The organism is Bacillus cereus group sp. BfR-BA-01347, assembly GCF_022663835.1.
Classification (GTDB): domain Bacteria; phylum Bacillota; class Bacilli; order Bacillales; family Bacillaceae_G; genus Bacillus_A; species Bacillus_A thuringiensis_K.
Genome location: NZ_JAKUGG010000015.1, coordinates 33,977 through 49,059, shown reverse-complemented (window position 1 = coordinate 49,059; position 15,083 = coordinate 33,977). Strand labels below are relative to the sequence as shown.

Sequence of the window (15,083 nt, the reverse complement as noted above, 5' to 3'; positions counted from 1 at the left end):
TAAAATTTATTTTCTTCAACCACAGATCTTTTACATTTTAGTTAATTTTGCAACAGAACTAATATTTCCAATCTAGAACTTCGTCTGGATTGAAATTTCACTACAATATGAAATTTCTTGTGGGCCAAGATGTGTGGGAGAAGTTTGTTATTATGAAATCAGTGCGTTTCCTAATTTTTTTCTGATGGGAATGGCAATACAGTTCGCTCTTCTTTTGGTCTTGAAGTTAAAAGTGCATTAATATTTGTTAAGTAAGTAGTTTTTTGGCTTTGATACAATTAGATAATTATATCAAAATGGTTAAATGATTAAGTATTCTTATGAAAAAACAGCAATTTTTTATCGTTATTTTTCTTTTTAGATGGGTTTAACACCTGATCGAATGGTTCCAGTTGAATTTTATAAAAAACTTGCTTTACCAATAGAAGAGATCACAATATAAAAAAACCTCGATCTCAGCATTTAGTACTTTGGGATAATAGTAAAATATCTACTTATCTAGAATATCCCATGAGAAATTCCACCATCAATTGGAATAAAAGTACCTGTAATAGCACTTGCAGCATCACTAGCTAAAAAAGCTACAACATTACCAAATTCTATTGGGTCATTATATCTCTTCATTGGTAAATTTTTTGTGATTTTTAATTCGATATCTTCAACATTTCGCTTTTGTGTTTTAGACATTTCATTTAATAATTCTAATGCGCGAGCAGTTTTGAAAGAACCAGGTCCAACAGTATTAACTGTAACTCCATAACTAGCGTATTGATGAGAAAGAGTTTTAGAAAGAGAAGCTAGTCCAGCCCTATATATGTTTGATAAGGTAAGCATTTTTGAAGGCTCTTTTGCAGTAAGAGAAGAATTTATAATAATTCTTCCCCACTTACGAGAAGACATATCAGGAATTAATTGTTTAGTTAAATAAATGACGGGCAATAACAGATCATTGTGTGCTTTACAGAAATCTTCAATAGTTAAATCCTCTATCGTTCCAGCTTTAGGACCAGCCACATTTGTAAATAAAATATCAATATTCCCCAGTTGCTTTTTTCCTTGCATAATAAGTTTATTTAAATCCTCGATGCTAGTTACGTCGGATGGGATTGCTAGAACTTCTCCTTTACTACCAATATCACAAATTTCTTTTTTAGCTTTTTCTAATTTTTCACTTCTACTTGTAATAATTACATTATGTCCATCAAAGTATAATCTTTTAGCAACTGCTAAGCCAAGTCCATCAGAACTAGCTAACACTAATGCGGTACGTCTTTCAATTTTATTCATTAAATCTCCTCCAACATATCTTCATATAATTGATCATCTTTACTTACATCATATTTTAAAGTTCTACCTATAAAATTCTTAGCTTCTGAAGGTTGGGTACCTGTTCCAGGGCGCTTATATGTTAAATCACTCCATTGGATTTTTGTACCTTTAGTCATATCACTACAAGCTACCAAGGACCTACGAGTTAATATAAAATTTGCATCATCCGTATGCCGGCGCTTTATCGGCACACCCATTGCTTTTTTAATATTACGTATATCAGTTACAAATTGATTTAGTTCATGAGGATTAATAGAAACTTCATAGTCAGGTCTTTTTATTGTAGCGTCTAAACTGAAGTGCTTTTCTATAACGTGAGCACCTAACGTCACTGCTGCTAAGGAGATAACTGTTCCTGCAGTGTGATCACAGAAGCCTACTGGATAATTAAATTTTTTTAGTGTCTCCATTACTCTAAGATCAACTTCATTAGGTGGAGTCGGATATTTAGTATTAGTTTGATATACAACGACATTTTTTCCACCTGATTTTTCAATCACTTCTAAAGCAGCTTCTATTTCAGATAACAATGCACTTCCAGTAGAAAGAAATATAGGTAACCCAGTTTTTGCACATTCAGCCAAAAAGGGATGGCATGTAATATCCCCGCTAACTATTTTAAGAAAGTCAGCACCTGACTTGACAATAAACTCAAGAGACTTAAAATCTACTACACAAGCCGTCGTAGATAATCCCAATCTATGTGCAGTATCAAACAATTCGATGATCTGTTCGTCTGATAATCTCCATTTATCCCAATCTAATTTGGTCTTAGAAGATTTTCTACAATCAATGTCATTATAGGCTATATGCTGAAAAGTAACTGCATCAGCCATACTTGAGTTGGCAACATCGACCATTTTTTTCGCCTCAATAAATGAACCTGCATGATTAATTCCGGCCTCGGCAATTACAAAAACTGATGAATCATCACCAATTAGCTTCCTATTAATATTAAATTTCTGCATCAGCAATCTGTCCTTTCTCAAGGTAACTACAAAATTGCATCAGTTGTATAGAATGTAATTTCTTAATTGTATTTGTAAGGAATTGTTAGCAAGATTTTTTATTTAGAAATGTTTAAACAGAAGTGAAGTGTAAATAATCACATGCTATAGCAGCTGCAGTGTTTATTTAGGAGAAGATATACCTACCTCTCTTAAACATCATCTGGATCATTTGGATCATATTTTAAATCTTTCGCTTTTTTATTTTTCAACAACTTTAATAACGTATGAACCAAGAAACGAATTTAGAACGTGAAATAATTATTTTTTAAAATTATTATTGGGAAAATGGGAAATATTTGTTTTGATTTCCATCAGAGAAATATCAAGTAGTAGTTTTCCATTAATGTATTAGAGTGTGCAATCGCATCACCGTAGCATTCTTTAAGTGAGCTTTTAATTATTCGAGATCTAAAATCATTTGTACCAAATAGCAGTCACTTTCATATACTGGGCAGGATACTATTTACCTGCTTTATCCCGCTATTTGCGGTCAGTAAGGTCTGCCGTGTTGTACGAAGGAGCCTATAGGAACGAATTTGATTTTCGATTTCATAAGGATATAAAAGATAAATCCATTTTTTCTTTGTCGTATCGTACGTATAGAAAATGCCACAAATTCTATATACATTCGGCCCAAAAATTTCAGGCTTTATTCTCTTTACATCAACATTTTTATACGCAATCTTGATAACTAAAAATAAATAAGAAATCTTTATCATGTGAAGGAGAAGAGCTCCTCCTTTAAACGGAGTGAAGGTAGGGGCAGTTCAATGTAAATATATATTGTCATTCTGTTTAAAATATCTAACTAGCCTAAGTGGTTATTATGGAGGTGCTCTATGAAATTAGCATTAGGTACTGTTCAGCTGGGTCTTCATTATGGAATAGGAAATATAATGGGTAAACCTGATAGGGAAGAGGCTTTAAATATCATCAAATATGCTATAAATAATGGTATAGATGTGTTAGATACAGCGTCTTCTTATGGAAATAGTGAAGTTATTATAGGTGAATATGTCTCAAGCAAAACAACAGAAAAAAATTTTCAGGTTGTAACTAAAATACCTATGATTGATTCTGAAAATATTGGTATTGAGCATTTAGATAGCTTAATTGATAAATATATTAAACAATCTATGATGAATTTGAAAACAAATATTATAGACTGTTGCCTGTTACATGATTCTAAAAATATGGTTTCACATAATGGATATATCATTCAAAAATTAAATACATTGAAATTAGGGGGAGTAATCAAAAAGATTGGTGTATCCGTTTATACACCTGATGAAGTTAAGCGGTTTTTGGAATTTGATTGTTTTGATATGATTCAAGTTCCTTTAAATATATTTGATCAACGTCTAATTTGTTCAGGCCTACTACAAAAGCTGAAAACAAAAGGAATAGAAATACATGCTAGAAGCCCATATCTTCAAGGGTTGCTATTAATGGATACGGAAAAAATTCCCGATCATTTACAAATCGCTAAAAAACCAATAAAAGAATTTGAGTTTTTAGCTCAGGAATTCAATTTAAGTAGAGCGCAATTGGCTTTATTATTTGTTCGAGAATTGAAAGAAGTTGATAAGATTATTATTGGATGTGAAACAGTAGATCAATTAAAAGAAAATATTCAAATCTGTAATTCACCTTTATTAGAAGAGAAAGTTCTTAATACTGCAAAGAAATTATTTAAGGATATACCTGAGATAATTATTAATCCGAACTTATGGAGGGTGAATAATGAATCAACATGAATTATTTAGTTTAAAAGGCCAGAATGCAATTGTTACTGGTGGATCTGGTTATCTTGGTTCTGCAATTTCTGAAGGGCTGGCTAAGTATGGTGCAAACGTTATGATAGTTAGTAGAAGCAAAGAAAAATGTATGAATTTAGCTGATCAGTTAAATCAAAAATATAATGTGAAATGTCAGGGATATGCTCTAGATGTTTCAGATAGTAAATCAATAAACCATACATTTGAGGAGATTTATAATTCAGATAATAAGATAGACATTCTTATTAATAATGCTTACTTTGGAGCAGGAAAGACTATTGAAGAAATGACAGAATCGGAGTGGGAAACAGGAATTGATGGTTCTATAAATAATGTGTTTCGGGTTACTAAAAAGGCATTACAATATATGCTACCGAAGAATAAAGGAAATATTATTAATATCTCTTCAATGTATGGTGTTGTTTCCCCAGACCCTTCTATTTATGGCGATTCAGGCTTTAATAATCCTCCGAATTATGGAGCAGGAAAAGCTGCTATCATACAGTTTACTCGGTATCTTGCGTGTCACTATGGTTTAAAAGGAATTAGAGCTAATTCTATCTCTCCAGGTCCATTTCCTAATACAGAAGTTCAGAAAAATAAAGAATTTATTCGAAATTTAAAGAAAAAAACAGCGCTAGGTCGTATTGGAAATCCCCAGGAATTACAAGGGTTGATTGTTTTTCTTGCATCTAATGCTTCAAGCTATGTAACGGGGCAAAATATTTGCATTGATGGTGGCTGGACATCGTGGTAAAACATCGCTAGAAAGTCAAGGATGTAACAAGAAACCTTTCCACTGAAAAAATCTTCTCATTTTATATAAGATGAGAAGATTTTTTAGTTATAGTGAGAATTTGACAATCTAGAAGTGAAAAGAGCCTTCGTTAATAATGTTATATTATATTGATAAATTTATCGTTACAAATACTTTGTTATTCTGTAAAATTCCCTAATTTTAAGGAAGTATTTGATATAGATAGAAGTCATTTCTCTTTATTGAGACTGACTTTTATTTTTGAGTTAGTGCAACTCATTGAAAACCTTTGTTAATATGATTTAGGTATTTTAAGAAGGTTATTTCCAAAATTTTAATGGAAAATGAAAAAATACAATTTGTATCATGTTTATTTTTTGAAGCAATATCTCTTATTGGTACTATCCTCTTATATCATTCTTCTTGGTATTCTTTAGCTAAGTGAGAGGGGTATGATGAAATAGGAGGACCAATCTTAAAGAAGGATAAACTAGTTTTTGAAATTGGTATACAGTTCTTTAATAAATATAGTTTTTGCAATATGTCTTTATCTATTGGATGAAGCATGTAATCTGTCATTATGAAATAATTGTGATGATAGATAAATACTTTTCCTTCGGGTAGAATCGTGTAATGAGATAAATTCGGATAAATAGGTGGTCCATCTGAAAATTTATCTAAACTACTTTGTGAAACTTTAATAATTTCTTGATTTGAAAATTTTAATTTGCGAAATGCTATGGTGTTAATGAATGGACGTTTTTGATTATTTTCTATATAAAATAATTCTTCTTTTTCGTTTTGCACAACCCGTAGATTTGGGATTGATTCAGTAAGGGTTATGGGAGGACCTTCAGTATATTTGTAGATAAAGGGATCAGGGATTGAGACAATTTCATTTTGATTATATTTGAAGTAGGAAAGCATTTCTTTCGATATAAGCCTACGTTTATAATTATCAATTAAAAATACTTCACCTTGTGAATTGCTAAACAAAATACCATTTAAATCTTTGGAAGGGAGGTTAGCATATAAATTTTGGAAGGAAAATGGTGTTTTAAAAGTAATATCGAGCACTTTGTTAATGGGATAAAAAGGCTGGAATGTATTTAGGCGTTTCCAAAACATCGCATCTCCAACAAACCAATATAAAGGATTTGTATCCCAATATTCACAGTATTTTTCATAAACCTTTAATAATATTCTTCTAGTATGCATAACTGAACAGTGATCCACAACATTTGCAGCTGTATATAAAATTTTTGAAGCTTCTCTTACATATTCATGAATAGGTTGTAGATTATAATCAACATATTTTACGTATTGAGAAGAGTACACTATATCTATTTCAGGTTGTTTTTCTAAGAAAGATAACATTTCAGCTAATCTGTTTGGAACGTACATAGTATCGTCCGTTAAATAGCAAATATACTCCCCACGTGTTAATGGAAGTGCCTTATTGATGAGAGTTGCATATCTTGTGGTTTTATATCTCTCATTATCTTGTATAAAACTATTTTCATAATAAATTCGAGGGTCATCTAAATAATTTTTTATAATATTTATAGTTTCTGGACAAGAGTTATCATCCATAATAAAAAGTTCCCATTCTTTATAAGTTTGCATTAGAACACTTTCAATAACTTGATTAATTAATGATGGCTTATTATAGCTAGTAAGGATAATTGAAATTAGGGGTTGCAAAATCGTCACCTCTTCTGAGAATATTGAATGTTTTTTCTAGCGAAGTCTAATAGATAATAATAAACCTTTATTGATACATTCTTTTTTGTACTTGGATAGTTTATTACCTTTTCATAGAAATGGTATGGACTATAGTGGAGTAAAAAGAGATATATAGATAAATATAAACGCTGCTATAGACTTTAATATATATATAAATTTTTTTAAAAATTATCGGAACGGATTGTCCTTTCTGTTTATATAATAACGTAACTGTTTTTGTATTTGGTTATAAGGAGGAGAGGAATATTTGCCTAAAATTTCAGTTATAATGACAAGTTACAATAAGCCTACGTTTGTTGAAAAATCGATATTAAGTGTATTAAACCAAACTTTTCAAGATTTTGAGCTTTTTATCATGGATGATAATTCTAATGAAATGACCCAGAAGGTAATTCAACCATTTATAAATAAGGAAAATATACATTTTTATAAAAGTAATGTGGCCCATATTTCTGAACGGACAAAAAAAGTCAGATATGCGGCTCTAATTAATGAGGCTCTTAAGCATGCGAAGGGGGAGTATATTACTTATATTACTGATGATAATCAATATGAAAAAGAACGACTCAAAAAGATGTCTAGTTATCTTGATGTGAATAAAGATGTTCAAATTATTTATTCTGCATCGAAAACGATTCATCTAGATGAATCAGATTTGCCTATTAAAACTGTTGAAAGAGCTGCCAAAAAAATTACTAATAATGCTCCATGTACAATTGATCATTGTTCTATTATGCATAGAGCCTCTGTTTTACCGATTCTTGAAAAAAGGTGGAATTCTTACTGGGATGAAGATCCTCAATTTTATCGTATAGGAGATGCACGCTTTTTTTGGAGATTAAATCATTATTGGGATTTTCATCCTTTAGATGAAATTTTAGATATCAATTATATTACTTCACATTCAATACATGCGCAGTTATTTGCAGAAGAAAAAAATGAATTTGTACAATTATTACCACTACAAAGAACATGTAAAGAATTAAGAGAAGACTTAAGAAGAAAAAGAGGGTGAAATGTTGAGTGATATCTATTTGGAGATTACTGGGCGATAAATCCAGAATATATAAATGTTTTTTCTGAGCTAAACCATTATAATATCCGTTTGCCATTACTGAGTAATTTTTATCAATATTTAGACGATGATGTAAAAAATAATATGAAAGTAAATAATTTTTATAAACAACTGTCCATTGAGCTAATAGAAGAAACGCAGTTGTAGTTAGAGTTTGAAAAAAATATCTTTATTTCAACCAAAGATAACTCCTTAAACAACCTTATATTTTCAGTTTTCAATGAGCAACCTGTACCAAAAATTTAAAACAGCATCGTATGTTTTGCTATTCAAAAAGCTAATTTTTCTCCCACCTATTTGTTGGTGCAATAGCACTACATACAAATTGAGAAGGGAGTTTTCTTGACTAAAAATTATTTCAATCAGAGGAGGTATGCATTTATATGTTTTTTAAAGATAAAAACATTTTAATTATTGGTGGAACAGGAACAATTGGAAAGAGCATTCTTTCTAATATTCTAGAAGAAAAGCCAAAAGTTGTAAGGGTTTTTAGTAGAAGTGAATATAATCAATTTTTATTACAAGAAGAATTCAGGGGAAAAAATCGAAATATTCGCTATTTAATCGGGGATATTCGCAATTATGATCGATTATTTAGTGCGATGGAAAATATTGATTATGTGTTCCATGTGGCAGCGATGAAGCATGTTTCTTTTTGTGAATATAATCCGTTTGAAGCTGTTTTGACCAATATTTTTGGAACACAAAATGTAATAAAAGCGGCAATTGCTCAGAAAGTAAAAAAGGTAGTTTTTACAAGTTCTGATAAAGCGATTTCACCAACAAATAATTACGGTGCGACAAAATTGACTGCTGAAAGATTGATTACGTCAGCGGAATATTCAAAAGGTTCAAGTGAAACGATATTCGCAAGTGTTCGTTTTGGAAATGTTATGGGGTCAAGAGGTTCTGTTATTCCCTTATTTGAAAAACAAATTAAAGAAAACCAAAAAATAACTGTAACGGATCTTAGTATGAGTAGATTTATGATGACACTGACCCAAGCAACTATGTTAACAATTGAAGCAATGAAAATAGCAAAGGGTGGTGAAACTTTTATATTAAAAATGCCAGTTATTTCATTAAACGATTTAAGTGAAGTGATGATAGAAGAAGTTACAAAGTTATATGGATTGCCCAAGGAGAATATTAAAATTGAAGAAATTGGGTTAAAACCTGGTGAAAAAATGTATGAAGAACTTATGACACATGATGAATCTTTACAGGCTTTTGAATTACCAGATATGTTTATCATTCCTAGCCCATTAAAAAAGGGTGCTCAATATGAAAATGCAAAAAGGGCGAAGGCAGGGTTTTACCGTTCTGATAATCAAAATGCTATTTCAAAAGAAGAGCTTAGAAATTTAATATTAAACCAGAAACTATTAACAGGAGGGGAGAAACTATGAAAATATTAGTAACTGGTGGTGCAGGTTTTATTGGTAGGTGGGTTGTAAAGAGATTATTGCAGGATAAGCATGAAGTATGGATATTAGACAACTTAGCAAATTCAACTACTGCAAATATTACCGAGTTTGCACACGATCTAAATTTAAAACAATGCATTCAAGGAGATATTAAAGATAAAAAATTAGTTGCTCAATTATTTGAAAATAATTCATTTGACCTTTGTTATCATTTAGCAGCGAGTATTAATGTTCAAGATAGTATAGACGACGCTAGAACAACTTTTGAAAATGATACAGTAGGTACTTTTAATTTGTTAGAACAATGTCATAAGCATAATGTCAAAATGGTCTTTATGAGTACGTGTATGGTATACGATAAAGCTACTAATATACAAGGAATATCAGAATTAGACCCGATTAAACCAGCTTCTCCATATGCTGGATCAAAAATTGCTGCTGAAAACATGGTTTTATCTTACTATTATGCTTACAAGCTGCCAGTTGTGGTTATTCGTCCATTTAATACGTATGGTCCATTCCAGAAAACTGGTGGTGAAGGTGGGGTTGTTGCTATTTTTATAAATAATAAATTAGATAATGTACCACTAAATATTTATGGAGATGGGAAACAAACGAGAGATCTTTTATATGTTGAAGATTGTGCGGATTTTGTTGTGGCGGCAGGATACTCTTCAAAAGCAAATGGTCATATTATTAACGCAGGAACAGGACAAGATATATCCATTAATAAATTAGCAGAATTGATTTCAGGAAATAAAGTAAGTATTCAACATGTAACTCATATCCATCCACAAAGTGAAATTCAAAAATTATTATGTAACTATGAAAAAGCAAAAACAATATTGAGTTGGGAACCAAAAGTTTCTTTAGAAGATGGAGTTATTAAAACAGAAGAGTGGATTAAATCTTTAAAAAGTAACCCTAAGGAGAAAGAATAATGGTAAGGGAAATTCTCGGTATACATGGAGGAAAGCCTGTTAGAGAAACAAATTTGCCATATGGTCAACAACAAATTGATGAATATGACATTCAGGCGGTTGTAGATGTATTAAAAGGGGATTTTTTAACGACAGGGCCAACGATTCAACAGTTTGAGGAGGCTATAGCGAAATATGTGGGAGCAAAATACGCTGTTTCTTTTTCAAATGGTACAGCTGCTCTGCATGCTGCTTGCTATGCAGCTGGCATAACTGAGGGAGATGAGGTAATTACAACTCCAATGACATTTGTAGCAAGTGCAAATTGTATTTTATACCAGGGTGGAAAGCCAGTATTCGCAGATATTGACAATGAAACATATAACATTAGTCCTAAATCTATAGAGGAAAAGATTACAAACAAAACAAAAGCCATCATTCCCGTACATTTTACTGGGCAGCCTGTAGAGTTAGAGGCAATAAAGAAAATCGCAAAAGAAAATAATTTGATTATCATTGAAGATGCAGCCCACGCATTAGGAGCCACATATAAAAATAAAAAGATTGGTTCTATTGGTGATATGACAATGTTTAGTTTCCATCCGGTGAAACATATTACTACCGGAGAGGGCGGAGTAATTACTACAAATAATCCACTGTTTTATGAAAAACTTGTTCAATTCCGTACGCATGGAATTGAAAGGAATCCTCAAAAACTTCTTGAAAATCATGGGCCTTGGTATTATGAAATGCAATTCTTAGGTTACAACTACAGATTAACGGATATACAAGCTGCTCTTGGCTTATCACAGTTAAATAAATTAGACTCTTTTATTAAGATTAGAAAGAAATATGTAGACATCTATAATAAAGAATTTAGTTGTCTATCTGAAATCATCATACCAAAGCAATCGCCTCAGACCGAATCAAGTTGGCACCTTTATATTATTCGTTTAAATACTAAATTATTAAAATGTAATCGCAAAGAAATTTACGAGGCATTACAAAGAGAAAATATCGGTGTGAATGTGCACTATATACCTGTACATTTACAACCGTTTTATCAAAAATTAGGTTATGAAAAAGGTATTTGTCCACAAGCAGAAAATGTATATGAGGAAATCATTACACTGCCTCTATTTCCGAAAATGACTGAAACTGATGTATGGGATGTAATAAAAGCGGTGAGAAAAGTTCTTTCGTTTTATAGAGTTGCTAAACATTAAATGAAAGGGGTGTTATTAAGATTGCAAAATCAAAAATTGTTAAGAGCTGTTACAAAAATCGATATTAAAAAAGGAGAGATTATTACAGCTAATAAAATAGCTATGGAACTAGATGTTGTTGAAAATGCACTGAACCAGCTTGAAGCAGAGGAATTATTACCTCAGATAGCTTTATATAATTTGTCTGCAGGTACCCCATTATCAAAAGAGGTTATGGAACCTCCAAAAGTAGTAATAATTGTACTTTGCCGGTTAAAATCTACTAGGTTACCTTTAAAGGCATTATTACCAGTACACGGAATTCCTTCCATTGAAAGATGTCTTATAAATACATTAGCTATTCCAGGAAAACATCAGGTCATACTTGCTACTTCAGATATAGCACAAGATGATCCTTTGGAAAAATTTGATTTAGACGGGAAGGTTAAAATTTTCAGAGGTGATCCAGAAAATACTGCTGATCGCATATTTCAAGCTGCCAAACAAGAAAATGCAAATATTGTAATGCGGATTACAGGAGATTGCCCAGTTGTGTCACCAGAAATCAATACTTTTTTACTAGATGAACATTTGAAAAGCGGTGCAGATTATACACAGGCAGAGTTAAGTACGTTACCTGTTGGAACAGCAGGCGATATTTTTACATTAGAGGCAATCGAACGATTGCTACAAACCCAAAAAACTTTAACCTATGCAGAATACCTTCCGTTGTATTTTGTGAATAATCCCCATTTATTCCAAGTCAATATAGTAAAACTCCCTCCTCCATTTCGTTACCCTACTTGGAGGCTAACATTAGATGAACAACCAGATTTAGATATGTTCAATGAACTTTATAAAAGTCTGAATGTAAAATCTAAACCTTTATTTTTTCATCAAATAAAAGATTACATCCTAGGAAATCCTGAACTTGTTCAAATCAATAGTCATGTGGAACTGAAATATATAAATCAAAAATCGTTAGTAGATGAGTTAAATAGAGAAACAAAATTATAAATTAATAAATTGTAGCGCTTTTAGTGAGGAGGGAGTAACTTGCTTGAGAAAAAAATTGCCTTTCGCGCCGACGCATCTATTGAAATAGGGACCGGCCATATTATGCGTTGTTTAACACTTGCCCATGAGTTACGGAATAAAGGTGCTCAGATTTATTTCATTTGCCGTAAGCTGCAAGGTGATCTGCAGCAATATATTTTAAATAAGGGATTTCATGTGTTTTTATTAGATGCAGATGGTGAAAATACGAATTTTTCAAGTACAGTACACGGGAGTTATTTGAATTGGTTAAAATATCATTGGTTTGTTGATGCACAACAGACCAATGATATTTTGTCGCAACTTCCCAAGTTTGATTGGTTAATTGTTGATCATTATGGATTAGATAATAAGTGGGAGACTGCTTTAAGAAAAACTGTAAGAAAGATTATGGTAATTGATGATCTTGCAAATCGAATGCATGACTGTGATTTATTACTAGACCAAAATTTATATGATAACCTTAATGGTCGCTATAAAGATTTATTACCAGAGCAATCATTAGTGAAATTAGGACCTAAATATGCCATATTACGACCAGAGTTTCATGCTGCTAAAAAATTTTTAAGAAAAAGAACAGGCGAGATTGAACGCATTTTTGTATTTTTTGGGGGGCATGATGCAACGAATGAAACATTAAAAACATTAAGAGCTATACAAAATATAAGTAGCGATACTTTAAAAGTAGATGTAGTAGTAGGAAGTCAAAATCCCCATAAAGAAGAGATTGAATCTTATTGCAGGAGTATTTCTAATGCCTCGTTCTATTGTCAAATAGAGAATATGGAAGAGTTTATCGTACGAGCGGATTTAGGGATAGGAGCTGGTGGCACAACCACATGGGAACGCTGCTTTCTTGGATTACCTTCTATAACAATTACAACTGCTCCAAATCAAATTGAAGTAACCCAGGCTGTGTCGAAAGCTGGAGCTACATGGAATATTGGTACAGCTGAAAGTGTTTCGGATGAAACGATTATGAAATGTCTAAGCAAGCTTTTATCAAATTCTAAAATAGTGAAAGAAATGTCTAATAAGGCTCTTTCTATACAGTGTGCCAGTAATTCAGATGAAATAGCAAAAATTATTTTAGGAGGATAGCATGTTAGATATAGGGGATTTTCAATTGAAAAGTTTAGAAAAGAAAGATTTAGAACTGATTTTAAAGTGGAGGAATACAAAAGAAATACGTACGGTTATGTATGAAGATCATGAAATTACAATAGACGAACATTTAAAATGGTATAAAAAACTAGAAATGGATGATACAAAGATTGCAAGATTATTAATATATAAAGAAAAACCAATTGGATTTGTTAATTTTACAAAAATAGACAAAATGAATCGGACTTGTTATTGGGGATTTTATATAGGCGACAAACAAAGCGTAAGGCGTGCTGGAACTGTATTAGGTTTATTAGCATTAGATCTTATTTTTGAAACAAAAGGCATACAAAAAGTGTGTGCAGAAATATTAGAATTAAATCGTATTAGTTTAAACTTTCATCAGAAACTTGGGTTTGTAGAAAATGGAAGATATGTGAACCATATTTGCAAGGGTAATGAATATATCGATGTCATTAAAATGACACTATTTTATGAGCAATGGATGGAAAGAAAAAAAGCTATAAAAAAAGAACTTGAAGGTGAAAAACATGAGTAATGTATATATCGGCGGTAGAGAGATTGGCAATAACTCGCCACCATTTATTATTGCAGAAATGTCAGGGAATCATAATCAATCATTAGGTAGAGCATTGCAAATTGTAGAAGCAGCTGCAGAGGCTGGAGCACAGGGATTTAAAATTCAAACATATACACCTGATACAATGACTTTAAATATAGAAAATGGTGATTTTTTAATTCAGGATACGAACAGCTTATGGAAAGGTAAATCACTTTATCATTTATATAAAGAAGCATATACACCATGGGAGTGGCATAAACCAATTTTTGATCGCTGTACAGAATTAGGAATGATACCATTTAGTACGCCATTTGATGAAACTGCTGTAGATTTTCTAGAGTCATTAAATGTTTCTTGTTATAAAATCGCATCTTTTGAAAATACTGATATTCCCCTCATACGTAAAGTAGCCGCAACAGGAAAACCAATAATCATTTCGACAGGTATGGCTTCAGTTGCTGAATTAGATGAAACAGTAAGGGCTGCGAGAGAAGAGGGATGTAAAGAATTAATTCTATTAAAATGTACAAGTACGTATCCTGCATCACCAAAATCTACAAACATAGCTACCATACCTCATATGAAGGAGTTATTTAAATGTGAAATAGGTTTATCTGATCATACACTTGGAGTAGGGGTATCTGTAGCAAGTGTTGCTTTGGGGGCCACAGTAATTGAGAAACATTTAACACTCTCGAGGTCTGACGGAGGTGTAGACGCTGAATTTTCAATGGAACCTGCTGAATTTAAATTATTAGTAAGTGAAACTGAAAAAGCATGGGAATCTTTAGGTAATGTATATTATGGACCAACTAATTTAGAAAAAGACTCTTTAAAGTTTAGAAGGTCATTATATGTTGTAGAAGACATAAAAGCGGGAGAAGTATTCACGAATGAGAATATTAAAGCTATCAGACCAGGTAATGGTTTATTGCCAAAACACTTATCTAAAATTCTCGGAAAGAAAGCGAGTAAGGATATCAAAAAAGGAACACCTATTTCATGGGATTTAATTTGATAGAGTATACTGAAATACTAATAAAAATTCATTTTAAGTATATAGTAGCAAACAAGTTAGCTTACGCTAACCGAC

General features: G+C 31.8%; 13 protein-coding genes and 1 pseudogene. 11 read left to right on the top strand and 3 right to left on the bottom strand.

The genetic code is table 11. The features are described 5' to 3' along the window. Positions 1-498: 498 nt before the first annotated feature. Positions 499-1,287 (bottom strand): SDR family oxidoreductase, encoded by a 789-nt coding sequence (locus tag MR143_RS20800; protein WP_242280921.1) that lies wholly within the window; start codon positions 1,285-1,287, stop codon positions 499-501. Next, positions 1,287-2,297, bottom strand: a complete 1,011-nt coding sequence (locus MR143_RS20795; RefSeq protein WP_242280920.1) for an N-acetylneuraminate synthase family protein — start codon at positions 2,295-2,297, stop codon at positions 1,287-1,289. The genes MR143_RS20800 and MR143_RS20795 overlap by 1 nt, the downstream gene beginning before the upstream one ends. A gap of 881 nt (positions 2,298-3,178) precedes the next feature. Between MR143_RS20795 and MR143_RS20790 the strand changes: the two genes are divergently transcribed. After that, on the top strand, positions 3,179-4,096 hold the full coding sequence (locus MR143_RS20790) for an aldo/keto reductase (RefSeq protein WP_242280919.1): 918 nt from the start codon (positions 3,179-3,181) through the stop codon (positions 4,094-4,096). Beyond that, positions 4,083-4,874 (top strand): SDR family oxidoreductase, encoded by a 792-nt coding sequence (locus MR143_RS20785; RefSeq protein ID WP_001071530.1) that lies wholly within the window; start codon positions 4,083-4,085, stop codon positions 4,872-4,874. The genes MR143_RS20790 and MR143_RS20785 overlap by 14 nt, the downstream gene beginning before the upstream one ends. Positions 4,875-5,288: 414 nt before the next feature. On the opposite strand, the gene MR143_RS20780 is transcribed toward MR143_RS20785, so the two are convergent. Beyond that, positions 5,289-6,578 (bottom strand): glycosyltransferase family 2 protein, encoded by a 1,290-nt coding sequence (locus MR143_RS20780; RefSeq protein ID WP_001182747.1) that lies wholly within the window; start codon positions 6,576-6,578, stop codon positions 5,289-5,291. A 289-nt stretch (positions 6,579-6,867) separates the two neighbouring features. Between MR143_RS20780 and MR143_RS20775 the strand changes: the two genes are divergently transcribed. The 9 genes and pseudogenes from MR143_RS20775 (at position 6,868) to pseI (ending at position 15,008) form a co-directional block, all read left to right on the top strand. Further along, complete coding sequence (locus MR143_RS20775) at positions 6,868-7,635, top strand: glycosyltransferase family 2 protein (RefSeq protein WP_001124413.1); 768 nt, start codon at positions 6,868-6,870, stop codon at positions 7,633-7,635. 4 nt (positions 7,636-7,639) lie between these two features. Then, positions 7,640-7,839 (top strand): annotated as a pseudogene (locus MR143_RS20770) (CDP-glycerol glycerophosphotransferase family protein); the annotation flags it as partial. 239 nt (positions 7,840-8,078) lie between these two features. Further along, entirely contained in the window at positions 8,079-9,104 is a 1,026-nt protein-coding gene (locus MR143_RS20765; RefSeq protein WP_242280918.1) for an SDR family NAD(P)-dependent oxidoreductase, read from the top strand. Next, positions 9,101-10,063 (top strand): dTDP-glucose 4,6-dehydratase, encoded by a 963-nt coding sequence (locus MR143_RS20760; protein ID WP_000699379.1) that lies wholly within the window; start codon positions 9,101-9,103, stop codon positions 10,061-10,063. Before MR143_RS20765 ends, MR143_RS20760 begins: the two co-directional genes overlap by 4 nt. Continuing rightward, positions 10,063-11,268: a UDP-4-amino-4,6-dideoxy-N-acetyl-beta-L-altrosamine transaminase gene (gene pseC / locus MR143_RS20755; protein ID WP_242280917.1), complete on the top strand. Its 1,206-nt coding sequence runs from the start codon at positions 10,063-10,065 to the stop codon at positions 11,266-11,268. Before MR143_RS20760 ends, pseC begins: the two co-directional genes overlap by 1 nt. Continuing rightward, positions 11,269-12,264, top strand: coding sequence for a cytidylyltransferase domain-containing protein (locus MR143_RS20750; protein ID WP_242280916.1), 996 nt, complete (start codon positions 11,269-11,271; stop codon positions 12,262-12,264). Between the two features lie 39 nt (positions 12,265-12,303). Beyond that, positions 12,304-13,404, top strand: a complete 1,101-nt coding sequence (gene pseG / locus MR143_RS20745; protein ID WP_000890378.1) for a UDP-2,4-diacetamido-2,4,6-trideoxy-beta-L-altropyranose hydrolase — start codon at positions 12,304-12,306, stop codon at positions 13,402-13,404. Between the two features lies 1 nt (position 13,405). Continuing rightward, complete coding sequence (gene pseH / locus MR143_RS20740; protein ID WP_000884116.1) at positions 13,406-13,966, top strand: UDP-4-amino-4,6-dideoxy-N-acetyl-beta-L-altrosamine N-acetyltransferase; 561 nt, start codon at positions 13,406-13,408, stop codon at positions 13,964-13,966. Further along, positions 13,959-15,008 carry a pseudaminic acid synthase gene (gene pseI, locus MR143_RS20735; protein ID WP_000073378.1) on the top strand — a complete coding sequence of 350 codons (1,050 nt, stop codon included), beginning with the start codon at positions 13,959-13,961 and terminating at the stop codon, positions 15,006-15,008. The genes pseH and pseI overlap by 8 nt, the downstream gene beginning before the upstream one ends. Positions 15,009-15,083: the final 75 nt, after the last annotated feature.